General features: G+C 67.0%; 13 protein-coding genes and 1 tRNA gene. 7 read left to right on the top strand and 7 right to left on the bottom strand.

Going from position 1 to position 11,950, the window contains the following annotated elements:
* Positions 1–11 precede the first annotated feature (11 nt).
* A complete protein-coding gene (locus tag NJ1_RS23180; protein WP_067697865.1) occupies positions 12–416 on the top strand; it encodes a DUF1801 domain-containing protein in 405 nt (134 codons plus the stop codon).
* Positions 417–540: 124 nt separating this feature from the next.
* Here NJ1_RS23180 and NJ1_RS23185 read toward each other — a convergent pair whose 3' ends face one another.
* Positions 541–1,188, bottom strand: a complete 648-nt coding sequence (locus NJ1_RS23185; RefSeq protein ID WP_067697867.1) for a TetR family transcriptional regulator — start codon at positions 1,186–1,188, stop codon at positions 541–543.
* Positions 1,189–1,390: 202 nt separating this feature from the next.
* On the bottom strand, positions 1,391–2,020 hold the full coding sequence (locus NJ1_RS23190; RefSeq protein WP_067697869.1) for a TetR/AcrR family transcriptional regulator: 630 nt from the start codon (positions 2,018–2,020) through the stop codon (positions 1,391–1,393).
* A 319-nt stretch (positions 2,021–2,339) separates the two neighbouring features.
* Between NJ1_RS23190 and NJ1_RS23195 the strand changes: the two genes are divergently transcribed.
* The 6 genes from NJ1_RS23195 (at position 2,340) to NJ1_RS23220 (ending at position 6,932) form a co-directional block, all read left to right on the top strand.
* Positions 2,340–2,410, top strand: a tRNA-Gln gene (locus NJ1_RS23195).
* A 109-nt stretch (positions 2,411–2,519) separates the two neighbouring features.
* Positions 2,520–3,998, top strand: coding sequence for a bifunctional UDP-N-acetylglucosamine diphosphorylase/glucosamine-1-phosphate N-acetyltransferase GlmU (gene glmU, locus NJ1_RS23200; RefSeq protein WP_067697871.1), 1,479 nt, complete (start codon positions 2,520–2,522; stop codon positions 3,996–3,998).
* Complete coding sequence (locus tag NJ1_RS23205) at positions 3,995–4,975, top strand: ribose-phosphate diphosphokinase (protein ID WP_067697873.1); 981 nt, start codon at positions 3,995–3,997, stop codon at positions 4,973–4,975. Before glmU ends, NJ1_RS23205 begins: the two co-directional genes overlap by 4 nt.
* Before the next feature lie 175 nt (positions 4,976–5,150).
* The gene (locus NJ1_RS23210; protein ID WP_245717539.1) at positions 5,151–5,468 is read left to right on the top strand and encodes a hypothetical protein; all 318 of its coding nucleotides are present in this window, start codon (positions 5,151–5,153) and stop codon (positions 5,466–5,468) included.
* Positions 5,469–5,565: 97 nt separating this feature from the next.
* Entirely contained in the window at positions 5,566–6,291 is a 726-nt protein-coding gene (locus NJ1_RS23215) for a PTS sugar transporter subunit IIC (protein WP_067697875.1), read from the top strand.
* Between the two features lie 2 nt (positions 6,292–6,293).
* Positions 6,294–6,932, top strand: coding sequence for a DUF2461 domain-containing protein (locus NJ1_RS23220; protein ID WP_067697877.1), 639 nt, complete (start codon positions 6,294–6,296; stop codon positions 6,930–6,932).
* A 34-nt stretch (positions 6,933–6,966) separates the two neighbouring features.
* Here NJ1_RS23220 and NJ1_RS23225 read toward each other — a convergent pair whose 3' ends face one another.
* The 5 genes from NJ1_RS23225 to egtA form a co-directional block, all read right to left on the bottom strand.
* On the bottom strand, positions 6,967–7,359 hold the full coding sequence (locus NJ1_RS23225) for a hypothetical protein (protein WP_067697879.1): 393 nt from the start codon (positions 7,357–7,359) through the stop codon (positions 6,967–6,969).
* Between the two features lie 102 nt (positions 7,360–7,461).
* The gene (egtD, locus tag NJ1_RS23230) at positions 7,462–8,433 is read right to left on the bottom strand and encodes an L-histidine N(alpha)-methyltransferase (protein WP_067697881.1); all 972 of its coding nucleotides are present in this window, start codon (positions 8,431–8,433) and stop codon (positions 7,462–7,464) included.
* Positions 8,430–9,209 carry an ergothioneine biosynthesis protein EgtC gene (gene egtC, locus NJ1_RS23235; protein WP_067697882.1) on the bottom strand — a complete coding sequence of 260 codons (780 nt, stop codon included), beginning with the start codon at positions 9,207–9,209 and terminating at the stop codon, positions 8,430–8,432. The genes egtD and egtC overlap by 4 nt, the downstream gene beginning before the upstream one ends.
* The gene (egtB, locus tag NJ1_RS23240; RefSeq protein WP_422615770.1) at positions 9,209–10,546 is read right to left on the bottom strand and encodes an ergothioneine biosynthesis protein EgtB; all 1,338 of its coding nucleotides are present in this window, start codon (positions 10,544–10,546) and stop codon (positions 9,209–9,211) included. Before egtB ends, egtC begins: the two co-directional genes overlap by 1 nt.
* Before the next feature lie 2 nt (positions 10,547–10,548).
* Positions 10,549–11,877, bottom strand: a complete 1,329-nt coding sequence (egtA, locus tag NJ1_RS23245; protein ID WP_245717540.1) for an ergothioneine biosynthesis glutamate--cysteine ligase EgtA — start codon at positions 11,875–11,877, stop codon at positions 10,549–10,551.
* Positions 11,878–11,950: the final 73 nt, after the last annotated feature.

Consider the following 11,950-nt stretch of genomic DNA (forward strand, 5'->3'; position numbering starts at 1 on the left):
TTGATACCGATATGTCCTATGTCGTGGATCCGCGAGTGGACGACTACATCGACGCCCTGCCCGAGTGGCAGCAGGTGATCTGCCGGCAGGTGCGCGAGATCGTGCACGAGGCGGATCCCGGGGTGAGCGAGACCGTCAAGCGGCGCGTGCAGCCCTACTTCGTGCTCGACGGCAATATCTGCGCTCTGCTCGCCACCAGGGACGCGGTGGACATCTTTCTCTACGACGGCGCCATCGTCCCGGATCCGGCCGGCATCATCACCGGCGGACACGAGAACAAGACCGCGCGCATGATCGCGGTGAAACGGGACGAAAAGCTCGACGCCTCAGCACTTCTGGCCATGTTCCGGCAGATCGTCGCCAACAACCGCGCGGGCGGCTGGCGAAAACTGAAGCGGGAGAACCCCGATCTCTAGCTCACCGCGTGCGGTCCACTCACCGCACGCAGCGACTCACCGCACATACCGACTCACTGCACGTACCGACTCACTGCACACAGCGGCCTCACTGCACACAGCGGCCTCACTGCACACAGCGGCCTCACTGCACATAGCGGCGGAGCCGGCGCGCGGCGAACTCACGGAAGTACGCGACCTTCTCCTCCGGCACGATCGAGGGCAGCAGGAAGTACCACGCGCGTTCCATGCGAGTCGCCATCTGATCGATGGACTCGGTACTGACAGCGACCATGTGGACGCCGGTGGTCACCTCCTGCAACAGCAGGCCGATGGTCTCCGGATCCAGATCGTGCTGCAGATCCCCTTGGGCGATGGCACGTTCGGCCAGCAACCGGTGCGTCTCGCCCCAGGTCTTGGCGATGTTCTCACCCGCGGCGCCACGGTAGTCGCCGATCTGATGGGTGAGCTTGAGCATCGCTCCCACCATCGGATCGTTCATCGTCAGATCCGCGACCACATAGGTGATCCCGATGCACGCCTCCAGCGCGGGCACCCGGGGATCGAAGAAACCCTGGCAGGCACTGATCAATCGCTCGTTGCCCTGATCGACCACGGCGCGCGCCAGCTCTTCCTTCGAGCCGAAGTGAAAGTACAAGGCGCCCTTGGTCACATTGGACTGTGCGATGATCTCCGACAGGCTCGCGTTCGCATAGCCCAGCCGCAGAAAGACATCGGCCGCGCCCGCTAGCACGGAGTCGCGAGTGATCTCCGCACGCGCTTGCCTAGCCATCAGATCCGCCTGTCATCAAACCAGCCATCCTGAAGTAGACCGATATCCCGAAGTAGACCGACATCACAGTTCGAACAGCACTCTAAGGATGGGTGAACCGTACCACCCGGCTGCGCTGTGCCAGTCGATTCGAGCATTCGATCGATACTCCTTCGCAATTCGCTGGTTAACTGTCCAGTTCTGCCCCCGTACACCCCCCGTATCAGACCGAAGGGTTCTGTACGCCTTTGACACTCGGCCATTCCGACGCCAGCTTGGGCTCCGCTTCCAAGTGCGTCAGGCCGTTCCAACACAGGTTCACCAGATGCGCCGCCACCACTTCCTTGCTCGGCTGCCGCTCGTCCAGCCACCAGGTGGCGGCCGTCGCGACCATGCCCACCAGCGCCTGCGCGTAGAGCGTCGCGAGACTGGTGTCGAAATCACGGCGATAGAAATCCTCGGCGAGGATGTGCGACACCTGATTCACCGCCTCGTTCAACAGACTGGAGTAGGTGCCCTCCGCGGCCGAGGCGGGTTGATCGCGCATCAGGATCCGGAACCCGTCGGTGCGCTCTTCCATATAGGTGAGCAACGCCAGCGCCACCTGCTCCAGCCGCACCCGCGACCGATTCTGATGCAGCGACGCGGTGATCATCTCCAGCAGTGCCGACATCTCTCGATCCACGACAACGGCATACAAACCCTCTTTGCCGCCGAAATGTTCGTACACCACAGGTTTCGAGACCTGGGCCCGCTGCGCGATCTCCTCCACGGAGGTGGCGTCGTAGCCGCGCTCGGCGAACAGCGCCCGCCCGATCTCGATCAATTGCTGCCGGCGCTGGGTGCCGGTCATCCGTGGACGCGATGGCTTGCTCACTTCACCTGAAGCCATCGCTCCCGCCTCCCTGCATTCCGACCGATCGACCTATAACTGTTCCAGACATCCCCGCATCGGGCGCTTCGGGTACCAAGCACTCTCTAGTTCGGCGATGTAACAACTGATTTAGCACGATTCGGGCAATTCGCCGGGCACCCGCGAACCCCGGCCGCGTCACGCGCCCACGACCCGGTGACCGGGGGCGGAGACACTCGATGACCGGCTCGAGTCACGGGGAGGCGGATTAGCCTCGAGGGGTGTTCATATGCGAGGATCGACCCGCAGAACGCTGCAATCCGCCGTGGTGTAATGGCAGCACCACTGATTTTGGTTCAGTTAGTTCAGGTTCGAGTCCTGGCGGCGGAGCTTGCGAGCGGGGTCACTATCGTTGCTCCCGCACATCGCTGCCCACCCCCCTGTGGCCCAGCGCAACCAGAACTCAGCAAGCATGATGACCGGCAGCCGAGGGAGATCCATGCCACAGCAGACCGCGGTCGTCGTTCTCGCCGCTGGAGCCGGAACCCGAATGCGGTCCAAGACCCCCAAGGTGTTGCACCCACTGGCCGGCCGCAGCATGCTCGCGCACGCGCTGCATGCGGCGAACGAGATCGAACCCGCATACCTCATCACCGTGGTGGGGCACGACCGTGAACAGGTCGGAACCGCCGTCGGCAAAGAGGCCGCAGAGCTCGGCCGCGAGATAGTCCTGGCCGTTCAAGAGGAACAACTGGGCACCGGGCACGCCGTGCAGTGCGCGCTCACCGCCCTCCCGGAGAACTTCGCCGGGAACCTGCTCGTCACCTACGCGGATGTGCCGCTGCTGGACGGGCACACGCTGCACGCCCTGCTCGACGAACACCGCAGTTACTCCGGCTCGGCGGCCACCGTGCTGACGTTCGTCCCGGAGGACCCGAACGGCTACGGCCGGATCGTCCGCGACGAGCAGGGCCAGGTGCTCGAGATCGTCGAGCACGCCGACGCCACCCCGGCGCAGGCCGCGATCAACGAGGTCAACTCGGGTGTCTACGTTTTCGACGCGGCCGTCCTGCGCACCATGCTCTCGCGCATCGATACCGCCAACGCCCGGCACGAGCTCTACCTCACCGATGTGCTGAAGCTGGCCCGCGAAGCCGGGCATCCGGTTCACGGTGCGCGACTGCTCGATTCGGCCAAGGTCACCGGCGTGAACGACCGGGTGCAGCTGGCCGGTGCGGCGCGCACGCTGAACCGCTACATCGTGGAGCGGCACCAGCGCGCCGGGGTCACCATCGTCGATCCGGCCACCACGTGGATCGACGGCGGCGTCATCATCGGGCGCGACGCGATCATCCGGCCGGGCGTACAACTGTTGGGCGACACCGTGATCGGCGAGGACGCCGAGATCGGCCCCGACTGCACGCTCACCGACGTGAACGTCGGCGACGGCGCCAAGGTGGTGCGCACCCACGGCGAGAAGGCGGCCATCGGGCCCGGCGCGAACGTCGGACCCTTCGCCTATCTGCGGCCGGGCACCATCCTCGGCGAGGCGGGCAAGATCGGCACCTTCGTCGAGACCAAGAACGCCAACATCGGCGCGCACTCCAAGGTCCCGCATCTGAGCTACGTCGGCGACGCCACGATCGGCGAGTACAGCAACATCGGTGCGGCGAGCGTTTTCGTGAACTACGACGGCGTCAGGAAGCACCACACGACAGTCGGCTCGCACGTGCGCACGGGCAGCGACAACATGTTCATCGCACCGGTCACCGTGGGTGACGGCGCGTATTCGGGTGCAGGTACTGTACTGCGCAGGAACGTTCCACCGGGCGCCCTCGCGGTGTCGGGTGGAGCGCAACGCAATATCGAGGGCTGGGTGCAGAGCAGACGACCCGGTACCGCTGCCGCCCGCGCGGCCGAATCGGCCATCGCGGCACACGAGGAACCCGACGAGCAAAAGGATGGCGAACGTCCGTGACCGCGTTCTCGACCGATAACCACAAGAATCTGATGCTGTTCTCGGGACGCGCTCATCCAGAGCTCGCCGAGGCGGTGGCCAAGGAACTCAACGTCCATGTCACCCCCCAGACCGCGCGCGACTTCGCGAACGGCGAGACCTTCGTCCGGTTCGAGGAATCGGTCCGCGGCTCCGACGCCTTCGTGCTGCAGAGCTTCCCGGCGCCGCTGAACCAGTGGGTCATGGAGCACCTCATCATGATCGACGCGCTCAAGCGCGGGTCGGCCAAGCGCATCACCTCGGTGCTGCCGTTCTACCCGTACGCCCGCCAGGACAAGAAGCACCGCGGCCGCGAGCCGATCTCCGCTCGCCTGATCGCGGACCTGCTCAAGACCGCGGGCGCGGACCGCATCATCACCATCGACCTGCACACCGATCAGATCCAGGGCTTCTTCGACGGCCCGGTCGATCACATGCACGCCCAGGTGCAGCTGGCCGAGCACATCCGCAACAACTACGACCTGTCCAACATCACGGTCGTGTCGCCCGACGCGGGCCGCGTGAAGGTGGCCGAGAAGTGGGCCAACTCGCTCGCGGACGCACCGCTGGCGTTCATTCACAAGACCCGTGATCCGTTGGTGCCCAACCAGACCACCGCCAACCGCGTGGTCGGTGACGTCGACGGCCGCACCTGCATCCTGATCGACGACATGATCGACACCGGCGGCACCATCGCCGGGGCCGTGCGCGTGCTCAAGGAGGCCGGCGCGGGCGATGTGGTCATCGCCGCCACCCACGGCATCCTCAGCGATCCGGCCGCCGAGCGCCTCGCGAACTGCGGCGCGAAAGAGGTCGTGGTCACCAATACGCTGCCGATCGAGGAGTCCAAGAAGTTCCCGACCCTGACGGTGCTGTCCATTGCCCCGCTGCTGGCGATGACCATCCGCGAGGTCTTCGAGAACGGTTCCGTCACAGGGCTTTTCAACGGAAACGCGTAGTCCGCGAGAGTTCCGGTGACAGCACCCCCGCCCGATGGGCGGGGGTGCTGTTCTGTATGCGGCCCGCGGAGAAAAAGGCGGCGCATAGGTGCCTGGACGCGATGGGACCGGTAGCGTGGCTATCTGTATTGCGGTTTGCTACAGGTGCGCTGACGCGCGGAAGGCAGGTGCCCGTATGAACGAACAGCGCAACGACGACAACGAGCAGCTCATGGACGAGGTCCTGGATACCGAGGACGTCGAGGATCTCGACTACGACCTCGGCGACGACGACCAGGCCGACGAGGTCCGCGAGTACGAGCGCTACATCACCGATCCCCCCGAAGACCTCGTCATCCGCAATCGCGAGAACGACGACGACGGACATCTGGGCATCGCGGACGAGCTCGATCAGGAATGGACGCGACGGCGCGGACGCGAGGAGTCTCGATCCGAGGACGACCGACCGGCCGAAGTCGCGGCCATGGACATCCTCGACGAACCGCGCGACTGACGCTTCGCGCCGGTCGAGGACCGGTCCGTGTTGCGCACGGACCCCTAGACTGTGATAACCCTGTGAAGGCTCACACCCCTCTCGAGGAAGGCGCGACATGAGCACGCCGCCGAACGAACCCGGCTCCGGCCCGGGCGACATGTTCAAGAAGCAGCCCGACAACCAGGAGCAGCCGCCGCACGACGCGCCCGCCGCGCCGCCCGATCCCACCACGTTCAATCCGGCCGCGCAGGGGCAGAGCTATCCGCCGCCGCCCGGGCAGTATCCGGGACCGCAGGACAGTGGCGCCCAGGGGCAGTACCCGGGACCGCAGAGCGGCGGAGCGGAGCCTCACCCACAGAGCAGCGGAGCGCAACCTCAGTACCCGGCCGGTGGGGCCTACGGGTATCCGCCGGTCGGCGGGCAGCCCGCGGGTGGGCAGCCGAGCTACCCGGGGTACCCGCAGCAGCCCGGGTACGAGCAGTATCCGCAGCAGCCGTACGGGCAGCCGGGGCAGCCCGGTCAGTACGGACAGCAGGGTCAGTACGGACAGCAGGGACAGTACGGTCAGCCTGCCTACGGACAGCAGTACCAGCCCTACGGTGGTGCCCCGGTTCCCCGTGGGCCGCAGGTGTTCTCGATCATCGGCTTCATCTGCGCGGCCATCGCGCTGCTGTTCTGCCCGCCCGGATTCGGCATCGCCGCGATCATTCTGGGCATCGTGGGCAACAGCAAGGGTGAGCCGCTGGGCAAGTGGGCTGCCATCGCCGGTGGCGTGACGCTGGTGCTCGGCCTGATCCTGGCCTTCGTGGTGCTGGGCACCAGCGGGGTCGGATACAACTAGGCATGTCGGACTTCATCGGATTCCCGCTCGCCGGGCTCGACTTCTACGAGGACCTCGAAGCCGACAACTCCAAAACCTTCTGGAACGCGAACAAGAAGGTCTGGGAGTCCGCGGTGCGGGATCCGATGAAAGCCCTGGTCGCCGACCTGGAAAAGGACTTCGGGCCGGCCAAGATCTTCCGGCCCTATCGGGACGTGCGCTTCTCGAAGGACAAGACGCCGTACAAGAATCATCAGGGCGCGGTCGTGCATTCCGCGCCGACCGCCGGGTGGTACGTGCAGATCGGCGCGGGCGGGCTCTACACCGGCGGTGGCCTGTACGCCGCCGATGCCGCGCAACTGGCCGCGCTCCGCGCCGCCATCGACCACGAGGTGCGCGGAGCCGAGCTGGAAAAGCTACTGGCGCAACTGGTCTCGGCCGGCTATCGGATCGGCGGGGACAAGCTCGCGACCAAGCCCAAGGGCTATTCGATCGATCATCCGCGAATCGATCTGCTGCGCCACAAATCCCTCACCGCCGGTTACGAATTCGGCGCTCCGGACTGGCTGACCACGCCGGAGGCCGCCACCCGGATCCGCAAGGCGTGGGAAGAGATTCGGCCACTGGTGGAATGGCTCAGCGCGGTCACCGCGCAAAAGTGACAACCGGGCTCGAGTGAGACGCGCGCCCTCGGGGTCAGTTCGACCGGGGGCAGGGTCGTCTGCGCAGCAGCGAAACACCGCTGAGCGTCACCACCCCGAGCGCGAACACAGCGAGTACGACGATGGTCTGGATTCGGTCGGTGCGGTTCGCACCGCACTGCCGCACGAACGTCGGGTCACTGCAATCGAGGGTGTCCAGGCACAGCGGCGGGCCGATCCAGGCGTGACGCGGGCTCAGCACCGTACCGCAGTCCACGTCACCGGCGGGGTGCGGAAGCGGCAGGAAAAGCAGCGCGACCGCGGCCACCAGCAGGAACAGCCCGGTCGGGAACCACAGTCGCGCCCGGTTCCAGCCGAGCAACGGCGGCAAGGCAATACAGAACGCGGCGAGTCCGAGGACGAGGCCGGTTATCTCCCACGGCTTCACTGCCCCAGATCCTAGGTCGGAGGCAGTGTCGCCATTGCCGGAATTGATGCATTCGCCCGGTTGCGTGCCGAGGCCGGACGGTTGGGCGCCGGACCCGGCGCGCTACCGGCGCTCGGCCAGCACCAGGACGAAACGTTCGTCCGGATCCGTCCACATCCGCTCGGTCGCGAAACCCGCTGCCGCCAACTCCGATTCGAGCCCCGCGCGGCGGAACTTGGCGGAGATCTCGGTGCGCAACTGCTCACCCGCGGCGAAATCGACGGTCAGATCCAGGTCCGCGACGGTGACCCGCATGGCCTCGGTGGCCTCGAGCCGCATCTCGATCCACTCCCGCTCCGCGTCCCACAGGGCGACGTGCCGGAACTTCTCCGGCTCGAAATTCGCGTTCAGCCGCAAGTTGAGCACATGCAGGACATTGCGATTGAACTCCGCGGTCACACCCGAGGCATCGTCGTAGGCGGGCACCAGCACCGCCGGATCGATGACCAGACCCGCGCCGAGCAGCAGCTGCTCCCCCGGTTCGAGGACCTCGTGGATGCCGGCCAGGAAATCCGCGCGCTCACTCGGCACCAGATTGCCGATGGTGCCACCGAGGAAGGCGATCATGCGCCGCCCGCCGCGGGGCAGATTGTCCAGCGTGGCGGTGAAATCGCTGACCACTCCGTGTACCGCCAGGCCCGGGAACTCCACGGCCACCTGTTCGGCCGCCGCGTTCAACGCGGTGACGGAAACATCCTGCGGCACATAGGTCTTGAGCGGACCACCGGAGATCAGCGCCTCGAGCAACAGCCGTGTCTTGGCCGCGGATCCGGCGCCCAGCTCCACCAGCACCTCGGCCTGGGCGATCCCGGCGATCTCGCCGACCACGCGCTCGAGCAGCGCGCGCTCGGTCCTGGTCGGGTAGTACTCGGCCAGCTCGGTGATCCGCTCGAACAGCTCGCTGCCCCGTGCGTCGTAGAAGTACTTGGGCGGCAACGACTTCGGCTCGGAAGTCAGGCCGCTGCGCACATCCTCGCGCAGTGCCGTGGTCAGATCCTCGTCGGTCAGATGAACTTCGACAGTCGCCGCATTCATGAAAAAGCCTTTCCCTCTTCGATAACAGCATCAAGATCGAGAACAGTCAGGTGCCCGGGCCGCACGCTCACCAACCGCCGATCCTCGATGGCACGCCACCGCGAATCGTCGTCGTACGGTTCCGAGGCGACGACCGCGAACGTGTCGGTCACCAGCACCGACAGGGAGTGGTGCCACGTCGTGGCCCAGACGCTCTCCCCGTCACCCAGCAGTAGATTCAGTCGCGAGTTCGGCGACAGCTCGATCACCGCCCGAACCAGCTGTCGCAGGACGTTTTCCGGTGATTCCCCGGCATCGAGCAGTTCCCGCGCGATCACCCACAGCACCGCCGAATCGGTCAGCGCCTCCGCGTCGAGCAGTGGCGGTGACCCGAATCGACTCGCCACGGCGGTGAGCGTGCGACGCCACCGGGGTATCGAACCGTTGTGGCTGAAGGCCCAGCGGCCGTGGACGAACGGCGCGCACGCCTCCCGCTCGACCGGCATACCCACCGTCGCGGACCGCACCGCCGCGAGCACCGCGCTCGAATGCAATTGCGGCAGCACCTCCTCCACCGCGGGATCGGTCCAGACAGGGGCGGCGTTGCGATAGCGGCTGAGGACCGGAGACTCGGAAGATAGGCTCCACCAGGCGACGCCGAAGCCGTCGGCGTTGATCGTTCCGCCGCCGCGCATGTCACGCGGGGCCCAGGACTGGGTGCGCAGGGAATGCGGTCCCCGGGTGAGGAGGTCGCCCACCGGGGCCGGGGGGCCGAGATAGGCGAGGTGGCGGCACATCAGTGCTCGTCCGATCTCAGATCTCTGGCGAGCCGGAAACCGGCGAAGATCTGGCGGCGGATGGGATGGTCCCAGTTGCGGAAGGTGCCACGGCAGGCCACCTCGTCCGCGCCGAAGGAGCCGCCGCGCAGCACCCGGTAATCCCCGCCGTAGAAGACCTCGGAGTACTCACGATAGGGAAAGGCGTGGAAGCCGGGGTACGGGTCGAAACCCGAAGCGGTCCACTCCCATACGTCGCCGATCAACTGGTGCACACCGGCCGGGGAAGCGCCCGCAGGATAGGCCCCCGCGTCGGCGGGCTCCAGGTGGCGCTGACCGAGATTGGCGGTGAGTTCACTCGGATCGGCATCGCCCCAGGGGAATCGGCGTGTACGCCCGGACACCGGATCATGGCGCGCGGCCTTCTCCCATTCGGCCTCGGTGGGCAACCGCTTGCCCGACCAGTTGGCGTACGCCTCCGCCTCGAACCAGCACACGTGCACGACCGGCTGCTGCGGTCGCAGCGGCTGCATGACGCCGAAAACCCTTCGCCACCAACGACCGCCGCCGTCCTGCTCCCAGAACTGCGGAGCCACCAGACCGGCCTCCTGCCGATGCGCCCAGCCGCTCTCGGACCACAGCTCCGGGCGGTCGTAGCCACCGTCGGTGAGGAAGGCCAGGAACTGCTCGTTGGTGACGGGGGCGGCATCGATGGCGAAGCCGGGCACGTGCACCGGGTGCGCGGGGCGCTCGTTGTCCAGCGCCCACGGATCGGTATCGGTGCCCATCGTGAATTCGCCTGCGGGAATGACGACTTCGCCGCCGACCGGCGTCCGGACGACCGGCGTGGCGGGAGCCGCGAGCACGGCGTCTCCGGTGCGCAGCTGGTGCGTGGCCAGCATGGTTTCGTCGTGCTGCTGCTCGTGCTGGGCGATCATGCCGAAGGCGAAACCGTCGCGCAGCAGACCCTCACCGCGTAAAGGTGTGCGCTCCAGCACATCCCATACCTTCTCGCGCACCGTGCCCACATACACGCGGGCCTGCGCGGGGTCCAGCAGCGGCAGCGCGGGCCGATCCACCCGGGCATGTTTGAACGCGTCGTACAGCTCGTCGATATCGGACCGAACCGCCTCTCGCCCACCGACATCGCGCACCAGCCACAGCTCCTCCTGGTTGCCGATATGCGCGAGATCCCAGACCAGCGGACTCATGATCCGTGAATGCTGCGCCACCAGTTCGGCCTCGTCCAGGCATTCGGTGAGCCCCACCGTGCGCCTGCGAGCTCGCTCGAGCACCGTCGCGATCCGCTCGCGCAACCGCTCCGTCTCGGCCCGATCCGTTCCGGGCACCTGCTGCATCGTCATGACTGAACTCCGAAGTCCTCGTTGGGTGTTCGACCGCCGCGACATCGCTCGGCGGCGTCCGCCACCTCGCGCGCGGCGGCATCGGTGGTGGCATGGGCGGCGGCCAGTTCCAGCAGCGAGACCGCGGCCGCGCGAATGTCCGGGTCGGCGAGGCCGTAGCGCGCCGCCTCGGACCAGTGGTCCCGGACCGCCGCCGACAGCGCGGTGGCCTCCGCGACGACCGCCGGGGCGGACATCAGCGCGTCGATGGCGTGCACGGGCACCGACCAGGTGTCACCCGGCTGGGCGTCGAGATAGCGCACCTCGAGGTGCCCCGAGGCCCGGACCGGTGGGAAGACGGTGGTCAGGTGGTAGTCGAGATCGGTGTGATCGGGACGGCGATCGATCTCGTCGTCCAGCGCGCCGCACAGCCAATCCGCGAAGGTGGCCCCGGGCGGAGCGGTCCAATCGTCGCCGTCGCTGCGGACGCACAGCAGCGGGGTGTCCAGGACCCAGCGCGCGTAGCCGGAGATCGGATCCGACCAGTCGTGCACGGGTGGGCGGGTACGGAGGTGGTCCAGGCGCAACCAGGCGCGCATGCGCTGGGAGGCCCATTCACCGGGCGGTGCGCTGTGCAGGGCGGGCGAGCAGGCGAAAGCGGCCAGCAGTGCCGGGCCGATCGCGTAGAGCGCCTCCCAGCGGGCCCTGATCTCGGCGGGATTCGCCCCGGCGTCCACGCTCACCTGGGCTGCGGCCGTATTGCACATCATGAGCGCGCCGAAAGGGCCCAGCGCGGAGAAGGTTTGCTCCATCGAGCGGTAGCGCGGCAGTTGGAGCAGCCTCCGGGGCGGTCTGACCGCGTCGGCGGAGGCGGAGAAGGTGCGAATATCGCGGGATTCGAGCAGTTCCCGCAGGCGGGCCGCGTCGATGCGCAGGCTCTCGCAGAGTTCGGCGGCGGAGCCGAACGGGGGACTGGAAAGTTCGATCTGACCACCGGGCTCGAGGGTGACCCGGCTCCCTCCCGGCAGCGGATCGGCCGGGGAATCAGGGGAAATGGACCGTGGCGCATAGGGTCCGAGTGCGTCCGCGAACACCCTCAGGTCCGGACGCGGTGCTGACGCCGAAGCCCCACCATGCGCGGTGAGCCACTCCAATTCGGCGCCGATGAGCGCGGGTGGGCCCTGCTTGAAACACACTTTGCCGACGTACGCCTCGGCCACCGCGCGGGAGGAGAACTCGCTCGAGGGCGAGGACTCGGCGCGGCCGGCGCGGGCGGTATCGGACGCGGTCTCGGATGTGGCTACCGTGCGGCGTACCGCGCTGGTAGAGGACACCGTCATCGCCATGCCAATCTCCGCTCTACCGAACAGTCGTCGCCTGGTCGCGGCGATCCATCCAGGGTAGCGACCGAGCATGACA

The sequence above is a fragment of the Nocardia jejuensis NBRC 103114 genome (genome assembly GCF_001613145.1).
Lineage (GTDB): Bacteria > Actinomycetota > Actinomycetes > Mycobacteriales > Mycobacteriaceae > Nocardia > Nocardia jejuensis.